The organism is Novosphingobium sp. KACC 22771, from assembly GCF_028736195.1.
Classification (GTDB): domain Bacteria; phylum Pseudomonadota; class Alphaproteobacteria; order Sphingomonadales; family Sphingomonadaceae; genus Novosphingobium.
The window spans coordinates 2,722,853-2,745,980 of sequence record NZ_CP117881.1 but is presented as its reverse complement, the minus strand read 5'-3'; the positions used below and the strand labels follow the sequence as shown (position 1 = coordinate 2,745,980).

Here is a 23,128-nt window from a genome sequence, read left to right as displayed (position 1 = left end):
GCGAATTAGCGCGAATAGAATTCGACGACCAGATTCGGTTCCATCTTCACCGGATAGGGCACTTCGTCGAGCGTCGGAACGCGCACGAAGGTCACCTTGTCGGCGTCCTGCGACACATAGTCGGGCACTTCGCGCTCGGGCAGGGCCTGGGCTTCAGCGATGAGGGCCATTTCCTTGGCCTTCTTGCCGAGGCTGATCACGTCGCCGGGGCGAACGCGACGCGAGGCGATGTTGCACTTCACGCCGTTCACATAGATGTGACCGTGCGACACGACCTGACGGGCCGAGAAGATGGTGGGGGCGAACTTCGAGCGATAGACCACCGCGTCCAGGCGCTGTTCGAGCAGGCCGATCAGGTTCTGACCGGTGTCGCCCTTCATGCGCGACGCTTCCTGATAGGTGCGCTTGAACTGCTTTTCGGTGATGTCGCCATAGTAGCCCTTGAGCTTCTGCTTGGCGCGCAGCTGGATCCCGAAGTCCGAGATCTTGCTCTTGCGGCGCTGGCCGTGCTGGCCGGGGCCATACGAGCGGCGGTTCACCGACGACTTGGGACGGCCCCAGATGTTTTCGCCAAGGCGGCGATCAATCTTGTACTTCGAGGCATGACGCTTCGACATAGTCTTCCTTACATTTGCTATACGGCACGGGGCGGAATGCCTCGTGCCTGCGTTTGCCGGTCTGGTTCGACCGACTGTTCCGGCGCGCACCCTGAAGGCCAAAGGCTTTCAGGCGGCCACTGCTTCACCGGACATGCAGGGCCAATGGAATACGGCGCCGGGTGGGCGCCATCCTTGTGAAGGGGCGCCCTTGGCGGGAATGACGGATTTTGTCAATCCCCCGTGTTGCCGGATTCGTCGTCTGTCTTGGGCGCCGGCTTGACGCGGGGCGGCGGCGGCACGCCCGGCTCGCGCATCAACGTGGAGAGAACCCCGCGCATCGTGCGCACTTCCAGATGGTTCCACGCCGGTTTGGTCAGCATGGTGCGCAAGGTGCGCCGCGTGGCATCGGCCCGCGCCTCGGGGAAATAATAGCCGCGCGGCTCCAGCAGGCTGTCGAGGTGGTTGATCAGCCCCTCCAGCTCTTCCTGAGGGGCAGGGGGTAGCATATCCTCGGCGGGGGGCTGTTCCAAGGCCACGCCCTTCGACCACTCATAGGCGCACAGGATCACCGCCTGCGCCAGATTGAGCGAGCCGAATTCCGGATTGATCGGCACGGTGATGATTGCGCGGGCCAGCGCCACGTCATCGGTCTCCAGCCCCGAGCGTTCGGGGCCAAAGATGATCGCGCTGCGCCCCGGCTGGGCGTGAATTTCGCGCGTGGCGGCCTCGGGCGTCAGCACAGGCTTGGTCACGCCGCGCTTGCGCACCGTGGTGGCATAGACATGCGGGCAATCGGCCACGGCCTCGGCGAGCGTTTCAAACACCTGCGCCTGTTCCAGCACGATGTCCGCGCCTGCTGCGGCCGGGCCCGCGCTGGGGTTGGGCCAGCCATCGCGGGGCGACACCAGCCGCATTTCGACCAAGCCGAAGTTGAGCATGGCGCGCGCCGCCTTGCCGATATTCTCGCCCAATTGCGGGCGCACAAGGACGATAACAGGTTTCATTTCTTATGCCCCGCGTCGCGCACGTTACCCGCAAATTCCTCGAAATCGCGCGCTTCGGAAAAGTCGCGATAGACGCTGGCAAAGCGGATATAGGCCACGCTGTCCAATGCGCGCAGCCCTTCCATCACCATCTCGCCAATCGCCTTGGAGGGCACTTCGCTGTCGCCCAGCGTTTCGATCTGGCGCTGGATGCCCGAGACAAGCTGATCCAGCCGCTCCTGCGCGATGCCGCGTTTGCGACAGGCCAGCGCGACCGATTGCTCGATCTTGGCCCGGTCGAAAGGCTCGCGCTGGTCGTTGCTCTTCACCACGGTGATTTCGCGCAATTGCACCCGTTCAAACGTGGTGAAACGCGCGCCGCAGCCCTCGCACTGTCGGCGCCGACGGATGGACGTATTGTCCTCCGTCGGGCGCGAATCTTTCACCTGCGTATTGTCACAGGCGCAGAACGGACAGCGCAAGGATCAGTAGCCCAGCTTGGGATAGATCGGAAAGCGGGCGCACATTTCGGCCACTTCGGCGGCCACGCGGGCTTCGACCTGCGCATCGCCTTCGGGGCCATTCTTGCGAAGGCCGTCAACCACTTGCGCGATCCACTTGCCGATCTGCGTGAACTCCTCCTCGCGGAAACCACGGGTGGTCCCGGCGGGGGTACCCAGACGGATGCCGCTGGTCAGCAGGGGCTTTTCATCGTCGAAGGGGATCGAGTTCTTGTTGCAGGTGATGCTGGCGCGGTCGAGCGCCTTTTCCGCATGCTTGCCCTTGGCGCCATAGGGGCGCAGGTCAACCAGCATCAGGTGGTTGTCGGTGCCGCCCGACACGATGCCCAGACCTTCGGCCTGAAGGCTGTCGGCCAGCGCCTTGGCGTTCGCCTTGATCTGGGCCGCATAGGCCTTGAACGAAGGCTGGAGCGCTTCACCAAAAGCCACCGCCTTGGCCGCGATGATATGCATCAGCGGGCCGCCCTGAAGGCCGGGGAAGATCGCGCTGTTCAGCTTCTTGGCAATCGCCTCGTCGTTCGAGAGGATGATGCCCGAACGCGGACCGCGCAGGCTCTTGTGCGTAGTGGTGGTGGTGACATGGGCGAAAGGCACCGGCGAGGGATGTGCGCCGCCCGCAACCAGACCCGAAATGTGGCTCATGTCGGCCAGCAGGTAGGCGCCCACTTCATCGGCAATCGCGCGGAAACCGGCCCAGTCCCATTCACGCGAATAGGCCGTGCCACCGCAGACGATCAGCTTGGGTTTGCACTCGCGAGCGATGCGGGCAACCTCGTCCATGTCGATGAGCTGGTTGTCTTCGCGCACGCCATAGGGCACCACGTTGAACCACTTACCGCTCATGTTCACGGGGCTGCCGTGGGTGAGGTGGCCGCCCGAATTCAGGTCCAGACCCATGAACGTGTCGCCCGGCGTCAGAAGCGCGAGGAACACGGCCTGGTTCATCTGGCTGCCCGAATTGGGCTGAACATTGGCGAAATTGGCGCCGAAGAGTTCCTTGGCGCGGTCGATGGCGATCTGTTCGATCTCGTCCACATATTCGCAGCCACCGTAATAGCGACGGCCCGGATAGCCTTCGGCATACTTGTTGGTCAGGATCGAACCGGCGGCCTCAAGCACGGCGGTCGAGCAGATGTTTTCGCTGGCGATCAGTTCGATCTTGTCCTGCTGACGGCCCAGTTCCTTGTTGATCCAGCCAGCGATCACGGGATCGCGATCAGACAGCGTGCCGGTGAAGAAATCGTCGGGGCGAATATCGGTCATGGAATGCGTGTCCTTTTTAGGGATCAGAAGGTGGGGTTGGTCAGCTTTTCAACGCGGCCAGCATGGCGGCCACCGCCGAAATCGGTGCTGAGGAATGCGGTGAGGCAGGCCTTGGCCATATCCGGGCCGGTCAGGCGGGCGCCCATGGCGATGGCGTTGGCATTGTTGTGCTCGCGCGCGAGGGCGGCCGAAAGCGGTTCGCTCACCAGTGCGCAGCGCAGGGCCGGGTGGCGGTTGACGGCGATGGAAATGCCGATGCCGCTGCCGCAAAGCGCCACGCCATATTCCGCCTCACCCGATGCCACCGCCTCGGCCAGCTTGTAGCCATAGTCGGGATAATCCACCCGGTCCTCGGTTGCCGGACCAAGGTCGTTCACCTCATGGCCTTCATCGCGCAGGAATTGGGCGAGTTCGGCCTTGAGGCCGACGGCGGCGTGATCGGAAGCGATAGCGATTTTCATGGGTCTGGCTCATTCCCGCAGAGTCGTCTTGGCGGCTCCTTAGGCGTCAAACCGCGTCATGGCCACCCCCATCGGGGGGCAAAAGCGGCAGTTTTGCGACATCCGTGGCCCGTTTGCGCCATGACAGGCACCGTGATGCCGCTATCCATCGCATTTCAACGAAAAAGGGCACGATTCCCAATAGAATCGCGCCCTTTTGCATCAAGATTTCTGCAATTATTGGTCGAGGAACGACCGCATCTTGCGCGACCGGCTCGGGTGCTTGAGCTTGCGCAGCGCCTTGGCCTCGATCTGACGGATACGTTCGCGCGTCACGCTGAACTGCTGGCCCACTTCTTCCAAAGTGTGGTCGGTGTTCATGCCGATGCCGAAGCGCATACGCAGCACGCGCTCCTCACGCGGGGTCAGCGAAGCCAGCACGCGGGTGACGGTTTCCTTGAGGTTCGACTGGATCGCGGCATCGACGGGGATGATCGCGTTCTTGTCCTCGATGAAATCGCCCAGATGCGAATCTTCCTCGTCGCCGATCGGCGTTTCAAGGGAGATCGGCTCCTTGGCGATCTTCATCACCTTGCGCACCTTTTCGAGCGGCATCGAGAGACGCTCGGCCATTTCTTCCGGCGTCGGCTCGCGGCCCTGCTCGTGCAGGAACTGGCGGCTGGTGCGCACCAGCTTGTTGATCGTTTCGATCATATGCACCGGAATACGGATCGTGCGGGCCTGATCCGCGATGGAGCGGGTAATGGCCTGACGGATCCACCACGTGGCATAGGTGCTGAACTTATAGCCGCGGCGATACTCGAACTTGTCCACCGCCTTCATCAGGCCGATGTTGCCTTCCTGAATAAGATCAAGGAATTGCAGGCCACGGTTCGTGTACTTCTTGGCAATCGAGATCACGAGGCGAAGGTTGGCTTCCACCATTTCCTTCTTGGCGATGCGCGCTTCGCGTTCGCCCTTTTGCACCATGTTCACGATGCGGCGGAACTCAGGCAGAGCCATGCCGGTCTGGCTGGCAATGTCCGAAACCTCGGCGCGGATGCGCTCGACGGCGTCGCCTTCGTTGACGGCAAAGGCCGTCCACTTCTTGTCCTTGCCCTGAACGCTGGCCAGCCAGTTGTCGTCCAACTCGCGACCGACATAGGCCTCAAGGAAGTCCTTGCGGCTGACCTTGTGACGCTCGGCCAAACGCAGCATCTGGCCACCAAGGGCGGTCAGGCGGCGGTTGAAGGCATAGAGATTGTCGACCAGATATTCGATCTTCTGGCCATGGAACTGCACGCTTTCCACCTGCGCGGTCAGGTCTTCGCGCAATTGCTGATAGGTGCGTTCCTTGTCCGCCGGATAGTCATTGCCGACGGCCATGAATTCGAGCCGCTCTGCCTGGGCCTTTTCAAAGCTGTAGAACAGATCGGTGATAAGCGCGAACTTCTCCAGCGCTTCGGGCTTGAGCTGCGCTTCCATCTGGGCGAGCGAGAGGGTGTTGTCCTCTTCCTCTTCCTCAACGGGGCGCTTGGCGCGTCGCTCGATGCCGTCCTCATCCTCCTCATCGGCGGATTCGGTTTCCTCGATGTCCTCTTCCTCCTTGAAGGAAGGGCCGGCGGTGGCTTCGGAAATCTCGCCATCGGCTTCTTCACCGTCTTCCGAGAGGTTTTCCGGCTGCGGCTCCTTGGACAGCATCGCGTCGAGATCGAGGATCTCGCGCAGCTGCATTTCGCCGTTGTTGAGCGCCTCGGACCACTGGATAATGGCGTGGAAGGTGATCGGGCTTTCGCACAGGCCCAGAATCATCGTGTCGCGACCGGCCTCGATCCGCTTGGCGATGGCGATTTCGCCCTCGCGGCTGAGCAGTTCGACCGCGCCCATTTCGCGCAGATACATGCGCACCGGGTCATCGGTGCGTTCGATGGTTTCCTTCTTCTTCTCGATGGCCGGCTTGTCGGCCATCATCGAATCGGAATCGTCCACATCGTCGGCCGCATTGTCATCCTGCTCGACCGCGTCCTCATCGCTTTCCACGATGTTGACGCCCATCTCGCTGATGGCGGCCATGATGTCCTCGATCTGGTCGTTCGAGAACTGGTCCTGAGGCAGGGCCTCGTTCAATTCGTCATAGGTGATGATGCCGCGACGCTTGGCGCGGGCAATCAGCTTCTTGATCGAGGCTTCATTGAGGTCGATCAGGGGGGCGTCGCCGCCTTCGCCCTTGCCGCCGTCCGACATGTCCGCGCCAGAAATCTCTTCGTCCATCCTATACGCCATCTAGAGGTGCGCGGCATCGGGCGATGCCGCCGCAGCATTATCCTGTGCAACCGCCATTTGGCCGAGTCGCGCCTTCAAATCCAGTTCTCTTTTTTTCAAATCGCGCAAACGGACCAACAATCTTTGCTGTTCCGCCCAACTTTCATCGGTTACCTCGCCGCTTTGGGCGGTTTTGGCCAGTTCCGCTTCAATCTCAGGCAACTCAACCAGCAGGCTCAACACGTCGGCCAATTGTCCTCTGGCGCCATCCCCCGATTCGCAAAGGAAGGAGAAGCCCATGCCCGGACGAGGTGTTGTTTCTGGAGGGGTGAAGCCTTTCGAGGCCAAGATGGTGCTGATGTCGGCGCTTTCAAGGGGCGCTGCGTCATCAAGCGCATCAAGGAGCACATCGCATCGCGCATCTTCATTCGCCAGCCGCGCCAGCAGGCTGGCATGGCGGGCGATTTCGCCGGGCATGCGGGTCAGGCCCGCCAGCACCGCCTCGATCGTGGCGGCGCGAAACGGGTTGGCTGGGCGCTGGAGGCGCTGCGCGGTTTCCTGATGGGGCAGGGGCGGGGGAATATCGCGCCCGAAACTTCCGCCTCGCTGTTGGGTGCGCGGCGCGCGCGGCTGCCACGGCGCGCGATTGTCCTCGCGCCGGGGAAAGGCGAAGGCGGAGAAGCGCTCAAGCAGGTCGCGGCGATAGAGCGCCTTGATGTCATTGTCGGCAATCGTGTCGACATGGGCCATCAACCGCGCCTTCAGGCCCGCCTTTTCCTCCGGGCTGTTGGTGGGCGCGGCATCCACTTCGTGGGTCCAGAGCGTGTCGAGCAGGCTTTGCGCGCCTGCCAGCGCTTCTTCCATGGCGCCGGGGCCGCGCGCCTTGATGAGCTCGTCCGGGTCCTGGCCCTGGGGCATGCGCACGATGCGCAGGGAATGGCCGGGGCGTAGCAGCGGCAGCGCGCGTGTAACGGCGCGCATCGCTGCCCTTTGCCCCGCGCTATCTCCGTCAAAACAAAGGATCGGCATCGGCACCATGCGCCAGATCATTTCGATCTGCGTCTCGGTGAGCGCTGTGCCCAGCGGCGCCACCGCATCATGAAACCCCGCCGCCGCCAGAGCGATGACGTCCATATAGCCTTCAACCACGATGATCCGCCCCGATTGCCGCGAGGCGGGCGAGGCGCGATGGTGGTTGTAAAGCGTGCGGCCCTTGTCGAACAAAGGCGTGTCAGGCGAGTTGAGATATTTGGGCGCATCGGTCTTGTGCGTGGCCAGAATGCGCCCGCCAAAGGCGATCACCCGCCCGCGCGGATCGTGGATGGGCAGCATCAGGCGGCCCCGGAACCGGTCATATGGCTCCTTGTCCTCGACCACAATCCGCAGGCCGCCCTCGATCAGCATCGCCTCGGGGAACTGGCCCAAAGCGCCCTTCAGCGCCTGCCGCCCCTCGGGCGCATAGCCAAAGCCGAATTCGCGGCACACGGCCTGCGAAAACCCGCGCGAGGCCAGATAGGAGCGCGCCTGTCCGCCTTCCGGGCTGGCCAGTTGGTCGACGAAAAACGCCTGCGCCGCGCCCATCACATCGTGCAGGCTCTTCTGCTTTTCCGCGCGCTGGGCCTGCCTTGGGTCGGGGGCGGGGACTTCCATCCCCGCCTCCTCGGCCAGTTGTTTCACCGCATCCATAAAGGACAGGCCGCGCTGATCCGTCATCCAGCGGATGACATCGCCATGCGCGCCGCAGCCAAAGCAGTGGTAGAAGCCCTTTTCATCATTGATGGTGAAGCTGGGCGTCTTTTCATGGTGAAACGGGCAACAGGCCTTGAACTCGCGCCCCGCCTTGGTCACGCGCTCGGTGCGGCCGATGATGGCCGACAGCGTGATCCGGCTGCGCAATTCATCAAGGAACTGGGGCGAGAGGGACATTAAGCGAGCGCGGCCTTTACCAAGGCGCTGGCCTTGCCCATGTCGATCTGGGTGCCGTGGCGGGCCTTCAGCGCCCCGACAACCTTGCCCATATCCTTGATGCTGGTGGCGCCCACTTCGGCCTTGATCGCCTCGATCGCGGCCTTGACCTCGTCCTCGCCCATTTGCGCGGGCAGGAAGTCCTCGATCACGGCAACCTCTGCGGCCTCTGCGGCGGCCAGTTCGGGGCGGCCGCCCTGCTCATACATGGAGATCGATTCGCGGCGCTGTTTCACCATCTTTTGCAGCACATCGGTGACGATCACATCGTCATCGGGGATGCTGGACGCGGTGCGCAGTTCGATATCCTTGTCCTTCAGCTTGGCCAGAATGAGGCGCACGGCGGCAAGGCGGGCCTTGTCGCCCGATTTCATGGCGGCCACCTGCGCGGCCTTGATCGAATCGCGGATCATTTTTCTAAGACTTTCCCGTGGAGTTTTGCGCATTTCGCGGCTTGGCGCATAACCCTAGCGGGATTTTTCCGCTTTTGATAGGTTGACGGAAAGGGGGATGGGGTCTAGCGGGCGGGCCTTAGCACCCATTGTTGAAACCTTCTCACGGAGCGCCCCCCATGGCAGACCCCGCCCATTCGCTTGCGCCTAAACCACTTGGCGCCACTGCCGTCCTGGTACTGGCCGATGGTTATGTCGCCTGGGGCCGAGGCTTCGGCGCCCAGGGCAGCGCGGTTGGCGAAGTGTGTTTCAACACTTCCATCACCGGCTATCAGGAAATCATGACTGACCCCAGCTATGCGGGCCAGATCGTGACTTTCACCTTTCCCCATATCGGCAATGTCGGCGTCAACCACGAAGACAACGAAGCGGCCGTTGACGGCGCGGTCGGCTGCATCGTGCGCGAGGATGTGACCAAACCTTCGAACTTCCGCTCCGAAGGGCGATTTGACGCCTGGATGAAGGCCAAGGGCAAGATCGGCATCGCCGGGCTCGACACCCGCGCGCTGACGCGCCGCATTCGCCTGTCGGGCGCGCCCAATGCTGTCATCGCCTATAACGAGGCGGGCGAATTCGACATTCCCGCGCTGCTGGCCAAGGCGCAGCAGTGGCCCGGCCTTGAAGGCATGGATCTGGCCAAGATCGTCAGCCGCAAGGCCCAGCAGAACTGGGAAGGCAGCATCTGGCATCTGGGCAAGGGCTATGGCCGTTCGCCCCACGATCCGCGCCCGCATGTCGTGGCGATGGATTTCGGCGCCAAGGACAACATCTTCCGCAATCTGGTCGCAGCGGGCGCAACCGTCACCGTGGTTCCCGCCGAAACCCCGCTTGAGGTCATCCTCGGCCTCAAGCCCGATGGCGTGTTCCTCTCGAACGGCCCCGGCGATCCGGCGGCGACGGGCGTTTACGCCGTGCCGGTGATCAAGGCGCTGCTGGATCAGGGCATGCCGATCTTCGGCATTTGTCTGGGCCACCAGATGCTGGCGCTGGCCGCCGGCGCGCGGACCATCAAGATGCACCAGGGCCATCGCGGCGCGAACCATCCGGTCAAGCGCATGGCCGAGGGTGTGGTCGAAATCACATCCATGAACCACGGTTTCGCGGTGGACGCGGCAACGCTGCCCGAGGGCGTGGTGGAAACCCACAAGTCGCTGTTTGACGGATCGAACTGCGGCATCGAGATCACGGGCAAGAAAGCCTTCTCGGTGCAGTATCACCCCGAAGCCTCGCCCGGGCCGATGGACAGCTTTTATCTTTTCACGAAATTCATTGAGAGCATTGCCTGATGCCTAAGCGGACAGACATCTCCTCGATCCTCGTCATTGGCGCGGGGCCCATCATCATCGGTCAGGCTTGCGAGTTTGACTATTCCGGCACGCAGGCGATCAAGGCGCTGAAGGAAGAGGGTTACCGGGTCATCCTGGTCAACTCGAACCCGGCCACGATCATGACCGACCCGGAAATGGCCGATGCGACCTATATCGAGCCGATCACCCCGGCCATGGTCGCCAAGATCATCGAAAAGGAGCGCCCCGATGCGGTGCTGCCCACGATGGGCGGCCAGACCGCGCTCAACACCGCGCTGGCGCTGTTTGAGGACGGTACGCTGGAAAAATACGGCGTGCAGATGATCGGCGCCGACGCCGACGCCATCGACAAGGCCGAAGACCGCCAGCGGTTCCGCGAGGCGATGGACAAGATCGGCCTGGAAAGCGCACGCAGCGGCGTCGCCCACACGCTTGAGGAAGCCTTTGCGGTGCTGGAACGCACCGGCCTGCCTTCGATCATCCGCCCCTCCTTCACGCTGGGCGGCACGGGCGGCGGCATCGCCTATAACAAGGCCGAATTTGAAAAGATCGTGAAGGGCGGCCTTGAAGCCAGCCCCACCACCGAGGTTCTGATCGAAGAATCGCTCCTCGGCTGGAAGGAATATGAGATGGAGGTTGTTCGCGACAAGAACGACAATTCCATCATCATCTGCTCGATCGAGAATATCGATCCGATGGGCGTGCATACGGGCGACTCGATCACGGTCGCGCCCGCGCTGACGCTGACGGACAAAGAATATCAGATCATGCGGACCGCCTCGCTCAACGTGCTGCGCGAGATCGGCGTGGAAACGGGCGGATCGAACGTCCAGTTTGCGGTGAACCCCGCCGATGGCCGTCTGATCGTCATCGAAATGAACCCGCGCGTGTCGCGCTCCTCGGCGCTGGCGTCCAAGGCCACCGGCTTCCCCATCGCGCGTGTCGCGGCCAAGCTGGCCGTGGGCTATACGCTGGACGAGCTGACCAACGAGATCACGGGCGCCACGCCCGCCTCGTTTGAGCCCAGCATCGACTATGTCGTGACCAAGATCCCGCGCTTTGCCTTTGAAAAGTTCAAGGGCTCCGAGCCGCTGCTCTCCACCGCGATGAAATCGGTGGGCGAGGTGATGGCGATCGGGCGCAACATCAAGGAATCGATGCAAAAGGCGCTGCGGGGACTGGAAACGGGTCTCGACGGTTTCAACCGTGTCGATGAGCTGGTGGGCGCAAGCCGTGACGAGATCACGGCCGCCCTGTCGCGCGCCACGCCCGACCGCCTGCTGGTGGTGGCGCAGGCCTTCCGCGAAGGCTTCACCGCCGCCGACATCAACCGGATCACGCATTACGATCCCTGGTTCCTGGCCCATATCGAGGAAATCATCGCGGCCGAGGCCGAGGTGGCCAAGAACGGTCTGCCCAATGATGCCGAGGGTCTGCGCCGTCTGAAGGCCATGGGCTTCTCGGACAAGCGTCTGGCCAAGCTGGCGGTGCAATCCGCTTCGCTGGCGGGCAGCCCCAATATGGCGCGCTCGGGCCTGCTGCATGATGTGGTCGAAGCGATGGTGGGCGCCACCAGCGAGGCCGAGGTGCGCGCGCTGCGTCATCGCCTGAACGTGCGCCCGGTGTTCAAGCGCATCGACAGCTGCGCGGCCGAGTTCGAGGCGATCACGCCCTATATGTACTCGACCTATGAAGCGCCGATGTTTGGCGAGGCCGAGAACGAGGCTGATCCGTCCGACCGCAAGAAGATCGTGATCCTGGGCGGCGGCCCGAACCGTATCGGTCAGGGCATCGAGTTCGACTATTGCTGCTGCCACGCCTGCTTTGCGCTGGAAGAGGTTGGCTATGAAACCATCATGGTCAACTGCAACCCGGAAACGGTTTCGACCGACTATGACACCTCGGACCGCCTCTACTTCGAGCCGCTGACGGCCGAGGACGTGCTGGAAATCCTGACGGTTGAACAGTCGAAGGGTGAGCTGGTCGGCGTGATCGTGCAGTTTGGTGGGCAGACCCCGCTCAAGCTGGCGCAGGCGCTGGAAGACGCAGGGATCCCCATTCTGGGCACCAGCCCGGATGCCATCGACCTTGCCGAAGACCGCGAGCGTTTCGCCGCACTGGTCGAACAGCTTGGCCTGAAGCAGCCCGCCAACGGCATCGCCCGCAGCCGCGACGAGGCCGTGAATGTGGCCAACCGCATCGGCTATCCGGTGCTGATGCGCCCGTCCTATGTGCTGGGCGGCCGGGCGATGGAGATCGTCGACAGCGTTGCACAGTTGGATGACTATATCGCCACGGCGGTGCAGGTGTCGGGCGACTCGCCGGTGCTGATCGATCAGTATCTGCGCGATGCGATCGAATGCGACGTTGATGCGCTGTGCGATGGCGAAAAGGTCGTCGTGGCGGGCGTGATGCAGCATATCGAAGAGGCCGGCATTCACTCTGGCGACAGCGCCTGCACCCTGCCGCCCTACAGCCTCTCGGCCGAAATCATCGCCGAGATGGAGCGTCAGGCCGAAGCGCTGGCGCTGGCGCTGGGCGTCAAGGGGCTGATGAACATCCAGTTCGCGGTCAAGGATGGCGAGGTTTACCTTATCGAGGTCAACCCGCGCGCCTCGCGCACGGTGCCTTTCGTGGCCAAGGCCATCGGTCAGCCGGTCGCCAAGATCGCCGCGCGCGTGATGGCGGGCGAAAAGCTGGACACGTTCCCGCCGTTCCGCCGCGATCTGCCCTATATGGCGGTCAAGGAAGCGGTGTTCCCGTTTGCCCGTTTCCCCGGCGTCGATCCGGTGCTGAGCCCCGAAATGAAGTCCACCGGCGAGGTCATGGGCCTCGACAAGGATTTCGCCACGGCCTTTGCCAAGAGCCAGTTGGGCGCGGGCGTCAAGCTGCCTCAGGAAGGCGTGGTGTTCATTTCGGTCAAGGACACGGACAAGCCGGTCGTGCTGCCTGCCGCGCGCAAGCTGGTCGATCTGGGCTTCAAGCTGATCGCCACGGGCGGGACGCAGAAGTTCCTGGCCGAGGCGGGTGTGGCCGTCGAACTGGTCAACAAGGTGGCCGAAGGGCGCCCGCATATCGTTGACCGGATCATCGATGGCGGCGTGGCGCTGGTGTTCAACACCACCGAGGGTTGGCAGAGCCTGAAGGACTCGCAGAGCATCCGTCAGGCCGCCCTTGGCAACAAGGTGCCCTATTTCACCACCGCGGCGGGCAGCGTTGCGGCTGTGGAAGCGATTGGCGCCATGCGCTCGGCCAGTCTTGAAGTGTGCCCGTTGCAAGCCTATTATAGCTGACCGACCACGTCCTTTCCGCAAAAGTTGGAAGGCATTCCCCCGCGTTTTCGATGAGAATGCGGGGCGGTGCCTCCGACTGTCCCGGCGGAGGGAAGGGCCATGAAGGAAGTTTCACGGATGGCAAGTATCGAAAAGCTGCCGATGCTGGCGATTGGCTATGAAAAGCTGACGGCCGAGCTGAAGGCGCTGCGGGAAGAGCGCCCCCGGATCGTTGACGCGATCGAGGAAGCGCGCGCGCATGGCGACCTTTCCGAAAATGCGGAATATCACGCCGCCAAGGAGCGTCAGGGGCAGGTTGAAGCCACGATCGCCGATCTTGAGGACAAGATCAGCCGGGCCCAGATCATCGACCCCACCACGCTTTCGGGCGACAAGATCATTTTTGGCGCCACCGTCACTTTGCTCGACGATGACGACAAGCCGGTGCGCTATCAGATTGTCGGCCCCTATGAGGCGGACGCCAAGCTGGGGCGGATCAGCTATGTCTCGCCGCTGGGCCGGGCGCTGATCGGCAAGAAGGTCGAGGACGAGATCGAGGTGCGCGTGCCTGCGGGCGAGCGTTTCTATGTGGTGGAAAAGATCGAATTCATCTGATCCATCCCGGTTTTGCCCAAGGAAAAAGGCCCCGCCATCCGGTGGGGCCTTTTCTGTTTTGGCCGGATTGATCGCGGGGCGATCAAAGCCAATAAAAGATCAATGTTCGTGGCCGGGTTCCAGCAACTTGTGCAGATGGACGACGACATACTTCATCTCGGCATCGTCAACGCTGCGCTGGGCGGCGCCGCGCCATGCTTCCACGGCCGAAGCGTAATCGGGAAACACGCCGACGTAATCAAGCGCGCTGAGGTCCACGAAATCGAGGCCCTGCGGGTCACGCACACGACCGCCGATGACGAGGTGGAGAAGTTGGGACATGATGGCTTGTTTCCAGCAAATTGGAGGATTGAGCCTTTGCCATAGCATTCGGCCAAGCCGATCAGCAAGCACCACCAAGGTTGAAATCAAGCATATTCTGATTGCGTTTTGCGCAAGTTTTATACCCCTTCGCCCTTGTGGGGCAGGAGGGCGCGGATTTTTGCCACGCCAGAGGCCAGCTTCTCGCGCGCGGCGCTCCACGCAGGCCGGGCCTTGGGGGCCAATTCAACCGCCTTGGCAAAGATCTGCTTGCGCGCAAACCAGAGCATTACCGCGGTCAGCGTGCCCGCCAACAGGCCGCGTTCGTCCGCTGCAATCTCCATCGCCTGAGAGAGCGCCTTGCGCCCCTGCACCTGCACATCGCGGGTGATCCGGCGGCTCAATTCCCCCGGCTCGGCCAGAGCGCGGATACGGGCCGACCGGCTGAGAAATTCGGCGCGGGCGGCATCACGCGTGGCCCGCAGCTGGGCCAGTTTTTCCTCGGCGGGGCTCATGCGTCAGGCTCCGATCCGGAAAACAGCGCAGTCAGCCGCGAGACGCTGCGCTTGACCGTCACAACGCTCCAGAGCGTGATCAGCAGCAACAGCCCCACCACGACGCCCATGGCTCCCCACGGCCCCAGCAGGGCCGCCAGACCCAGCAGGGAACCCATGATCAGCGCCATCAGCAGGAAGAACACCAGCGCCAGCGCCAGCGCCCCCAGCGCCGCGATCCGCAGGGCAAGGCGCAGTGCCAAAGCGGCGCGCGCTTTCTGATATTCGATTTCGCTGTCGAATGCGGCGCGGGTGGATGAGAAAAGCCCGCGCACATCCTCTTCGAGACTGGGCTCTTCGAGGGTGGGCTCTTCGATCTCGCTGTTGTCTTGCCGATGCTTGGGCATCAGGCCCCCTTCAATGCTTGCGTAAAGGCGCCGGGACAGCGCAAGGCCGCCCGGCGCCTTCAGCTTATGCCTTACGGCTTATGCTTCTTCGGCGCTTATGCTTCTTCGGTTTTGTCTTCGCTTTTGCTGCTCAACAGCTTGGTCAGCGCAAAGCCCACCGCAATCAGGGCACCGGCGGCAATAACCGGGTTCTTTTTCACAAATTCGGTGGCTTCCTTGCCCAGAGCCTCCAGATCCTTGGATTCCAGCTTGGCGCCGGTTTCCTGAAGGGCGCGGGCCGCGCTGCGGGCATAATCGCCATATTTGCCGCCCAGCTTGTCATCGACCAGCCCGGCATTGTCGGCAACCACCTTGCCCAGCGAGGTGATGGCATCGCTAGCCTTCACCTTGCCGTCGGCGGCCAGATTGAGCGCGCGTTCCTTGGCCTGTTCGCCAATGGCCTTGGCTTCGGCCAGCAAATCGCCGCTCGAAAGCTTTTCCGCGTAAGGAGCCGCCTTTTCCTGCAAATCCTTGCCCAGCGCGAGGGCGCCCGCGCGCGCATCGTCAATCGCCTTGCTGAACTTGGCCTTCACGCCTTCGGCCGTTTCGTTCACGGCTTCGGCAGCGTCGGCAACAAGAGCGTTGGTTTCATCGGCCATGGCTTGTCATCCTTCTGTTGGGCGGGGCGTAGAGAATCGCGTGATGAATTCGCATCGATTTGCTCGCCTCGTTCCTATCATGCTGCAATGCACCTTGCCTGCCAAGGTTCCGCTGCTAAGGGAATTGCCTTGAGGGCATCTGAAAGGTGTCCGAGAGGAGATGAACACGCCATGACCGCGATTATCGACATCCACGCTCGCGAAATTCTGGACAGCCGTGGCAATCCCACGGTCGAAGTCGATGTGCTGCTCGAAGACGGCAGCTTTGGCCGCGCCGCCGTGCCCTCGGGCGCCAGCACCGGCGCGCATGAGGCGGTTGAACTGCGCGATGGCGACAAGAGCCGCTATCTGGGCAAGGGCGTCACCAAGGCGGTGGAAGCAGTGAATTCCGAAATCCACGAAGCGCTCGTCGGCGTCGATGCTGAAGATCAGCGCGACATCGACCTTGCCATGATCGAACTGGACGGCACGCCCAACAAGGGCCGCATCGGCGCCAATGCCATTCTGGGCGTCTCGCTGGCCACGGCCAAGGCTGCCGCCGACGCGCGCGGCCTGCCGCTCTATTCCTATGTCGGCGGCGTTTCGGCCCATGTCCTGCCCGTGCCGATGATGAACATCATCAACGGTGGCGAACATGCCGACAACCCGATCGATTTCCAGGAATTCATGATCATGCCGGTCGGCGCCGACTCGATTGCCGAGGCGGTGCGCTGGGGCGCGGAAATCTTCCACACGCTGAAAAAGGGCCTGCACGAAAAGGGTCTCGCCACCGCCGTTGGTGACGAAGGCGGCTTTGCCCCCAACATCGCCAGCACGCGCGCTGCGCTCGATTTCGTCTCGACCTCGATCGAAAAGGCCGGTTTCAAGCTGGGCAGCGATATCCTGCTCGCGCTCGACTGCGCCTCGACCGAATTCTTCAAGAACGGCAAGTATGAAATCAGCGGCGAAGGCCTCTCGCTCTCGCCGGTCGAATTTGCCGAATATCTGGCCAAGCTCTCGGCCGATTATCCGATCATCTCGATCGAGGACGGCATGAGCGAAGACGATTTCGAAGGCTGGGCGGCGCTTACCAACCTGATCGGTGACAAGGTGCAGCTGGTGGGTGACGACCTGTTCGTGACCAACCCCAAGCGTCTGTCGATGGGCATTGATCAGGGCTTGGCCAACTCGCTGCTGGTCAAGGTCAACCAGATCGGCACGCTGACCGAGACGCTGGAAGCCGTGAGCATGGCCCAGCGCGCTGGCTACACCGCCGTGATGAGCCACCGTTCGGGCGAAACCGAGGACGCGACCATCGCCGACCTCGCGGTTGCCACCAACTGCGGCCAGATCAAGACCGGCTCGCTGGCCCGTTCGGACCGGTTGGCCAAGTATAACCAGCTGATCCGCATTGAAGAGCAGCTGGGCGTCGCCGCGCTTTACGCCGGCAAGAGCGCCTTTGGCCGCCTGAAGGTTTAAACAGCCTTTAAGACGCCGAAATGGAAAGGGCGGGGAGTTGTCTCCCCGCCCTTTTGCTTTGCCCCCCGGCAGGCGTCAGAGATTGGCGAAATAGTCGAGCATCATCGCCCGCGCCTTGGCGGTCAGGCGCACGAAAGAGCGCCGCGCGTCGTGATTGTCATCCTCGCGCTCGACCATGCCGCGCACCTCCAGCACATTGAGCCAGCGCAGCGCCGTTGTGCTGGGCACGCCCGAGCCGATGCAGGCGCTGGTCACGGCCACGCGCTTGCCCCGCTCTCCGGCCACGAACAGGTCGAGCAGGATGTCCCACGCGGGCTCGCCAAACAGCGTGTCATCGCCAAAGGCCTCGATCCGGCGGCGGCGTTCGCGGTAAAGCTGTTGGGCCTGCTCGGCCGGGTCTGATTTAGGCCTTGCGCCGATGCCCGTTGCGCCATCGTCCAGCGGCACCGCAGGCGGCGCCTTTTCCAGTTCGATGGCGGCATTGAGCAGCGATTGCGCCAGCGTGCGCAGGCGTTGGTTGACGGGCTGGGCGCCCTCTACGGGCTCTTTCCAGATCTGAGGCGCCGCGCCGGCCAGCGCGGCAGGATTTCTGTCGGTCCAGTTCATCCTTTGCGGTGTCCCCCATACTAGCAGCAAAACGTGCCAGCAGCAGAAATAGCTACTGGTGTCTGCGTAGTTTAACCCAAGCGGGGGCATTGGGAATATTAGGGGTAATACCGATTAATCCCCTTTCGACCGACTTTCATCGGAAATGAAGTAATCGCTCAAAGCGTGCAAACAGGCGTCCAAGTGTGCAGCTGCGGTAAAGGCATTAATGGCGTCCAGCCGATCAAGCACATTGCGCAAGCATTGCATCAGCGCGAGGGGGTCGTCAGTCCGGTCCATGCTATCCCTGTTTCTGGACATTGCGCCCGCTTACAAATTGCTCTGCATCGGGCCATTGTTGAGGATGAATAGAGGGCGATAGTCAGGTGTGGTTCGCATTTGAACAAGCGTAGCTAGGTGGTAACACCTATGTAGAACGGTAGAGAGCTTGGCGTCTCGTGCAGATTCGCCACATTTGGACTATTCAAAGCCGCCGATTGGCTTATCTCCGGCTCCATGGCGAACCTACTGACATCGGTGTAACTTGTTGTGTGCGCCCGCCGCTTGCGGGCGGGGCAACGGTTCTCGAGCGTAAGTCTGGCGCTACTATATTGTAAGGATAGGATAATGCCCAAAATAGCAGATTTCCGCCGGGCGCTGGTGCTTGGCCTTTGCCCGGTGGCCTTGGTTGCCCCGATGGTGGCCCATGGAGCGGGGGCGCCGATGGCCGCTTCGGTGGGTTTGAATACATCCGGAATGGATCGTTCTATCCGCCCCGGAGATGATTTTTATCTCTTCGCCAATGGCACCTGGGCCCGCGAAACCGCGATTCCGGCCGATCGGGCCTCGGTGGGCGGCTTTTACATCGCCGATCAGTCGACCGAAAAGCGAATCACCGCGCTGGTGGCCGAGGTTGTCGCGGGCCATCCCGTGCCCGGCAGCGATGCCGCGCTGATCCATGACTACTATCGTGCCTATCTCGATACGGGGGCGATCAACGCCTTGGGCATGGCTCCGGCGCAGGCCGATCTGGCCGCATTTGCTGCGATTGCGAACAAGGCTGAACTCTCGCGCATGCTCGGCGCGCAGGTCCGCGCCGACGTAGATCCCCTTAATGCCACCGACTTTCAGACCGAGAACCTCTTCGGCCTGTTCATCACCCAATCCCTTAACGGCACGGCGGTGATGCCCTACGTATTGCAAGGTGGTCTCGGCCTGCCCGAGCGCGAATATTACCTCTCGGCCGATCCCAAGATGGCCGACATCCGCGCCAAGTATCGCGCCTATATCGCCACGATCCTGAACGATGCGGGGCTGGCGGCCACGCCCGCTGAGGCCGATGCGCGCGCCCAGAAGATCTATGATCTGGAAATCAAGATTGCCCAGGCCCATGAAAGCCGCGAGCAAAGCGAGGATTTCCAGCACGCCAATGCCGAATGGACCCGCGCCGATTTCGCCGCCAAGGCCCCCGGTATCGATTGGGATGCCTTCTTCACCGCCGCAGGGCTGGGTCAACAGGACCGCTTTGCCGCCTTCCACGACCAGTCGATCCCGCGCATCGCCGCGCTGGTTGCCTCCGAGCCGCTGGACGTGTGGAAGGACTGGCTGGCCTTTCATCAGGTCAACCAATACGCTTCGGTCCTGCCCACGAAGATCGACGATGACCGCTTTGCTTTTTATGGCGAGGCGCTGCAGGGCGTAAAGGTTCAGCGCAGCCGCGAGCGCCGGGCCATTGCCGCGCTCAATGGCGCGCTGGGCGATGCGCTGGGGCGGCTCTATGTCGCCAAATATTTCCCCGCCAGCGACAAGGCCCGCATTCAGGGCATGGTCTCGGGCATCAAGCAGGCCTTCGCCACCCGCATTGCCAAGCTGGACTGGATGGCCCCGGCCACCAAGCAGGAGGCCATCGCCAAGGTGCGCGGCATTGTGGTGGGCGTTGGCTATCCCGACAAATGGAAGGATTATTCGGCGCTGAAACTCAGCCCGGACAAGGCCTATGCCAATGCCAAGGCGGCGGGGCTCAACGAATATCATCTGCAACTGGCCAAGATCGGCAAGCCGCTGGACCGGGGCGAATGGTGGATGAATGCGCAACTGGTCAACGCGGTCAACCTGCCGGTGCAGAATGCGCTGAACTTCCCCGCCGCGATCCTGCAAAAGCCGTTCTATGATCCGGCGGCGGATGCAGCGTTTAATTACGGCGCGATCGGCGCGGTGATCGGGCATGAGATCAGCCACAGCTTTGACAACAATGGCGCGGCCTTCGACGCCTCGGGCCGCCTGCGCGACTGGTGGACGAGCGCCGACATGGCGCGCTTCAAACAGGCGGGCAAGGCGCTCGCCGACCAGTTCAGCGCCTATGAGCCGTTTCCCGGCCTGCATGTTCAGGGCGAATTGACGCTGGGCGAGAATATTGCCGATGTGGCGGGGCTGGCCGCAGCGCTCGACGCCTATCACGCCTCGCTCAAGGGCAAGCCAGCGCCGGTCGTCAACGGCATGACCGGCGACCAGCGCTTCTTCCTCGCCTTTGCGCAGAGTTGGGCCACCAAGGCGCGCGAAGCCGCGATGCGCGCCCAAATCGCCACCGACGGCCATGCGCCGGGCCAGTATCGCGCGCTGACCGTGCGCAATGTCGATGACTGGTACAAGGCGTTCAATGTGAAGCCGGGCGACAAACTCTATCTGCCGCCCGCCAAGCGGGTGAAGGTCTGGTAAAAGAAAAGGGCGCGGATGGGATGACCGCCGCGCCCTTTTTTCATGCCTTGTCGGGGCGTTTTACGCGCCGAACTTTTCCTTCAGCGCCAGCAGGGCGAGGGCCGCCTTGGCCGCTTCGCCGCCCTTGTCCTTTTGCGCCGGGTCGGCGCGCACGATGGCCTGCGCCTCGTTTTCCACCGTCAGGATGCCGTTGCCGATGGCGATGCCGTCCATGGTCAGCGCCATGATTCCGCGCGCGCTTTCGCCCGCAACGATTTCGAAGTGATAGGTTTCGCCGCGGATCACCACGCCAATGGCCACATAGCCCTCATACTCGCCCGAAGCCTCGGCCAGCGAGATGGCGCCCGGAATTTCCAGCGCGCCCGGCACGGTCAGCACATCGACCTTGTGCCCGGCGGCCTTCAGCGCAGCCCGCGCGCCTTCGACCAGCATGTCGTTGAGGTGGTCATAGAAGCGGGCTTCGACAATCAGAAACTTGGCCATGATAGGTCCTTCAATCAATACGGCGTTCTTCGGCGATGGTCAGGCCATAGCCCTCCAGCGCGACAAGCGTGTGATGCGTGTTGGTCAGCAGCACCAGCTCATGAATGCCCAGCTCTGCCAGAACCTGGGCGCCAACGCCATAGTCGCGCAGCTCCTCAAGGTGCTTGGTGTTGCCCGCCATGGCCTGACGCCGCCATTCAAAAGCCTTGGAGGCCTCGGGGTGGGGGCGGTTGACAAAGACGATCACGCCCGCGCCTTCCTCGCCGATGATTTCCATCGAACGCTGCAAGAGACCGGCGCGCGGGCTGTCCTCCCACAACAGGTCGGCAAAGACCGAGGTGCCATGCATGCGCACCAGCGTCGGCTTGGCCGGGTCCACGCGGCCCTTGAGCAGCACCAGCGTTTCATCGCCGGTCGCCTTGTTGAAATAGGCGCGGGCCTGCCATTCGCCGCCATAACGGCTCTTGAAGGTGGTTTCCGATTTCAGGCTGACCATGCGGTCATGCTTGCGGCGATAGGCGATCAGATCGCGGATCGTGCCGATTTTCAGCCCATGCTGGCGGGCAAAGCCGACGAGATCCTCAAGCCGGGCCATCGTGCCGTCATCTCGCATGATCTCGCAGATCACGCCGGAAGGATTGAGACCGGCGAGGCGCGAAATATCGACCGCCGCCTCGGTATGGCCCGCGCGCACCAGCACGCCCCCGGCGCGGGCGCGCAGCGGGAAGACATGGCCGGGGCTGACGATGTCGGCCGAACCCTTGCTGCCGTCGATGGCCACCGAAACGGTGCGGGCGCGGTCGGCCGCCGAAATGCCGGTGGTGATGCCTTCCTTGGCCTCGATCGAGACGGTAAAGGCGGTGCCCAGCGGCGTGCCGTTGCGGCGGCTCATCGGTTCAAGGCCCAACTGGTCCACACGCTCATGCGAGAGCGCAAGGCAGACGAGGCCGCGCCCATGGGTGACCATGAAATTGATCGCGGCGGGGGTGGCCATCTGGGCCGGGATGATCAGGTCGCCTTCATTCTCGCGGTCTTCGTCATCGACAAGGATATACATCCGCCCGTTGCGGGCTTCCTCGATGATTTCATCGATGCCGACCAGCACCGGCGTCTCGTCGCTCTCGTCAAGGAAACGCTCAAGCTTGCCCAGAGTTTCGGCGGTGGGGTTCCATTCCGGCTCGTTGACATCGCGCAGGGTGTTGGCATGAAGCCCGGCGGCGCGGGCCAGTCCGGCGCGGGTCATGCCCCCTTCGTTGACAAGGCGGCGAACGCGATCAAGGATGTTCTGTGTCATGGCTGTGCAGGTAATCACATGGAGATGTGATTGCAAGGGTGTCGTCACATTGCCATCACATTATTTCTTCTGACTATGCGCCAAGCGGATATTTGCGCGGCCAGATCCGCCACCAGAATCCCCGCCGCAACCGCCACGGCCAGAGCGATCCAATAGGTGCCGCCCAGTTCGCGCACACCCTCGATAATCGGCATTTGCAGGGCAAACAGAGGGAAGGCGATCCGTCCCAGCCGCATCGCCGCATCATGGAACCGGTCGAGCCGCATCGCGCCCGCAATCATGGCCGGGCAGGCCAGCACCACAAAGCCGACATCGCACCACCACGCCTGCATCCCCGCCCACCACATCAGCGGCAGCAGCCCAGGCATCAGCGCAACCGCCACCCACCATGGAACCGCAACAGCAGGCCCATCACGCCACCAGCGCGCCAACACGATACCCAGCACATAGGCGGCCAGACAGCGCAGCAAGCCCCAAAAGAAATTGTTGCTCCTGGCTCCGACATCGAGCCCGTGAAACCGCCACGCGATCCAGCCATCCGCCACAAGCAGCGCCGCCGCCAGCGCAACCATCCACCACCGCCGCAACCGCCAAAGGCCCAGCACATGCGCCGCATTGCAGGCCAGTTCGCAGGTAATCGTCCATGCCGGAATGTTGATCGGAAAGGCAAAGGTCCACCACCACACCGGCAGCAGCGCCATATTGGGCACCGCCGCCAGCAGGAAATTATAGAAATTGACCGAATGGAGCCACAGGCGCGGCATCCCCACGACCGCGCCCAGCGCCATCATCGGCCACAATCGCCAAAACCGCCGCCGCAGAAACGACCACACCGCCGCGCCCTGCGCCAGTCTGGGCTCCTGAACCCGCGCCATCAGAAAGCCGGACAGCATCAGAAAGAAATCGACGCCCAGATAGCCCTGACCAAACACCCGCTGCCCGCCAAACACCGCGCGCAGATGCAGCAGCAGCACACAGGAAGCCGCCACCAGACGCAGCAGTTCGATGCCCGGCAGGCGCTTTAACGTGGAGGAGGGCATTTCGGCCATGGCGCGGCCCCTAATCGCCATCGCGG

General features: G+C 62.7%; 21 protein-coding genes. 5 read left to right on the top strand and 16 right to left on the bottom strand.

Features of this window, described 5'->3' with window-relative positions; all coding sequences use genetic code 11:
• Positions 1 to 5: 5 nt before the first annotated feature.
• The 8 genes from rpsD to PQ467_RS12690 all read right to left on the bottom strand — a co-directional run bounded on the left by rpsD (position 6) and on the right by PQ467_RS12690 (position 8,446).
• Positions 6 to 617 carry a 30S ribosomal protein S4 gene (rpsD, locus tag PQ467_RS12725; protein ID WP_168602541.1) on the bottom strand — a complete coding sequence of 204 codons (612 nt, stop codon included), beginning with the start codon at positions 615 to 617 and terminating at the stop codon, positions 6 to 8.
• Between the two features lie 212 nt (positions 618 to 829).
• A complete protein-coding gene (locus PQ467_RS12720; protein ID WP_274173755.1) occupies positions 830 to 1,603 on the bottom strand; it encodes an RNA methyltransferase in 774 nt (257 codons plus the stop codon).
• A complete protein-coding gene (nrdR, locus tag PQ467_RS12715; protein ID WP_274173754.1) occupies positions 1,600 to 2,064 on the bottom strand; it encodes a transcriptional regulator NrdR in 465 nt (154 codons plus the stop codon). The genes PQ467_RS12720 and nrdR overlap by 4 nt, the downstream gene beginning before the upstream one ends.
• 3 nt (positions 2,065 to 2,067) lie before the next feature.
• Complete coding sequence (glyA, locus tag PQ467_RS12710) at positions 2,068 to 3,366, bottom strand: serine hydroxymethyltransferase (RefSeq protein ID WP_274173753.1); 1,299 nt, start codon at positions 3,364 to 3,366, stop codon at positions 2,068 to 2,070.
• Positions 3,367 to 3,389: 23 nt separating this feature from the next.
• Positions 3,390 to 3,827: a ribose 5-phosphate isomerase B gene (rpiB, locus tag PQ467_RS12705; protein WP_274173752.1), complete on the bottom strand. Its 438-nt coding sequence runs from the start codon at positions 3,825 to 3,827 to the stop codon at positions 3,390 to 3,392.
• Between the two features lie 216 nt (positions 3,828 to 4,043).
• Complete coding sequence (rpoD, locus tag PQ467_RS12700) at positions 4,044 to 6,077, bottom strand: RNA polymerase sigma factor RpoD (RefSeq protein WP_274173751.1); 2,034 nt, start codon at positions 6,075 to 6,077, stop codon at positions 4,044 to 4,046.
• Positions 6,078 to 6,089: 12 nt separating this feature from the next.
• Positions 6,090 to 7,994: a DNA primase gene (gene dnaG, locus PQ467_RS12695; protein WP_274173750.1), complete on the bottom strand. Its 1,905-nt coding sequence runs from the start codon at positions 7,992 to 7,994 to the stop codon at positions 6,090 to 6,092.
• Positions 7,994 to 8,446 carry a GatB/YqeY domain-containing protein gene (locus tag PQ467_RS12690; RefSeq protein WP_274173749.1) on the bottom strand — a complete coding sequence of 151 codons (453 nt, stop codon included), beginning with the start codon at positions 8,444 to 8,446 and terminating at the stop codon, positions 7,994 to 7,996. The genes dnaG and PQ467_RS12690 overlap by 1 nt, the downstream gene beginning before the upstream one ends.
• Before the next feature lie 158 nt (positions 8,447 to 8,604).
• Here PQ467_RS12690 and carA point away from each other — a divergent pair, with 158 nt between their 5' ends.
• From carA to greA, 3 genes are all read left to right on the top strand, one after another.
• Entirely contained in the window at positions 8,605 to 9,771 is a 1,167-nt protein-coding gene (carA, locus tag PQ467_RS12685; protein WP_274173748.1) for a glutamine-hydrolyzing carbamoyl-phosphate synthase small subunit, read from the top strand.
• Positions 9,771 to 13,085 carry a carbamoyl-phosphate synthase large subunit gene (carB, locus tag PQ467_RS12680; RefSeq protein ID WP_274173747.1) on the top strand — a complete coding sequence of 1,105 codons (3,315 nt, stop codon included), beginning with the start codon at positions 9,771 to 9,773 and terminating at the stop codon, positions 13,083 to 13,085. The genes carA and carB overlap by 1 nt, the downstream gene beginning before the upstream one ends.
• 117 nt (positions 13,086 to 13,202) lie before the next feature.
• On the top strand, positions 13,203 to 13,679 hold the full coding sequence (gene greA, locus PQ467_RS12675) for a transcription elongation factor GreA (RefSeq protein WP_274173746.1): 477 nt from the start codon (positions 13,203 to 13,205) through the stop codon (positions 13,677 to 13,679).
• A 99-nt stretch (positions 13,680 to 13,778) separates the two neighbouring features.
• Here greA and PQ467_RS12670 read toward each other — a convergent pair whose 3' ends face one another.
• The 4 genes from PQ467_RS12670 to PQ467_RS12655 all read right to left on the bottom strand — a co-directional run bounded on the left by PQ467_RS12670 (position 13,779) and on the right by PQ467_RS12655 (position 15,518).
• A complete protein-coding gene (locus tag PQ467_RS12670) occupies positions 13,779 to 14,000 on the bottom strand; it encodes a DUF4170 domain-containing protein (protein ID WP_172342426.1) in 222 nt (73 codons plus the stop codon).
• 119 nt (positions 14,001 to 14,119) lie between these two features.
• The gene (locus PQ467_RS12665) at positions 14,120 to 14,494 is read right to left on the bottom strand and encodes a hypothetical protein (protein WP_274173745.1); all 375 of its coding nucleotides are present in this window, start codon (positions 14,492 to 14,494) and stop codon (positions 14,120 to 14,122) included.
• Positions 14,491 to 14,880: a phage holin family protein gene (locus PQ467_RS12660; protein ID WP_274173744.1), complete on the bottom strand. Its 390-nt coding sequence runs from the start codon at positions 14,878 to 14,880 to the stop codon at positions 14,491 to 14,493. The genes PQ467_RS12665 and PQ467_RS12660 overlap by 4 nt, the downstream gene beginning before the upstream one ends.
• A gap of 95 nt (positions 14,881 to 14,975) precedes the next feature.
• The gene (locus PQ467_RS12655) at positions 14,976 to 15,518 is read right to left on the bottom strand and encodes a hypothetical protein (RefSeq protein WP_274173743.1); all 543 of its coding nucleotides are present in this window, start codon (positions 15,516 to 15,518) and stop codon (positions 14,976 to 14,978) included.
• Positions 15,519 to 15,689: 171 nt separating this feature from the next.
• Between PQ467_RS12655 and eno the strand changes: the two genes are divergently transcribed.
• Positions 15,690 to 16,976, top strand: coding sequence for a phosphopyruvate hydratase (gene eno, locus PQ467_RS12650; RefSeq protein ID WP_168602554.1), 1,287 nt, complete (start codon positions 15,690 to 15,692; stop codon positions 16,974 to 16,976).
• A 75-nt stretch (positions 16,977 to 17,051) separates the two neighbouring features.
• Here eno and PQ467_RS12645 read toward each other — a convergent pair whose 3' ends face one another.
• The gene (locus PQ467_RS12645) at positions 17,052 to 17,582 is read right to left on the bottom strand and encodes a MarR family winged helix-turn-helix transcriptional regulator (protein WP_274173742.1); all 531 of its coding nucleotides are present in this window, start codon (positions 17,580 to 17,582) and stop codon (positions 17,052 to 17,054) included.
• A gap of 606 nt (positions 17,583 to 18,188) precedes the next feature.
• Here PQ467_RS12645 and PQ467_RS12640 point away from each other — a divergent pair.
• Positions 18,189 to 20,276 carry a M13 family metallopeptidase gene (locus PQ467_RS12640; protein WP_274173741.1) on the top strand — a complete coding sequence of 696 codons (2,088 nt, stop codon included), beginning with the start codon at positions 18,189 to 18,191 and terminating at the stop codon, positions 20,274 to 20,276.
• A gap of 60 nt (positions 20,277 to 20,336) precedes the next feature.
• Here the strand turns inward: PQ467_RS12640 and ribH are convergent, their stop codons facing one another.
• Genes ribH through PQ467_RS12625 form a run of 3 tightly spaced genes read right to left on the bottom strand, consistent with a single transcriptional unit; the run spans position 20,337 to position 23,102 of the window.
• A complete protein-coding gene (ribH, locus tag PQ467_RS12635) occupies positions 20,337 to 20,759 on the bottom strand; it encodes a 6,7-dimethyl-8-ribityllumazine synthase (RefSeq protein WP_274173740.1) in 423 nt (140 codons plus the stop codon).
• A gap of 10 nt (positions 20,760 to 20,769) precedes the next feature.
• Positions 20,770 to 22,053, bottom strand: a complete 1,284-nt coding sequence (gene ribB, locus PQ467_RS12630) for a 3,4-dihydroxy-2-butanone-4-phosphate synthase (protein WP_274173739.1) — start codon at positions 22,051 to 22,053, stop codon at positions 20,770 to 20,772.
• Positions 22,054 to 22,097: 44 nt separating this feature from the next.
• Positions 22,098 to 23,102 (bottom strand): acyltransferase family protein, encoded by a 1,005-nt coding sequence (locus tag PQ467_RS12625; protein WP_274173738.1) that lies wholly within the window; start codon positions 23,100 to 23,102, stop codon positions 22,098 to 22,100.
• Positions 23,103 to 23,128 lie beyond the last annotated feature (26 nt).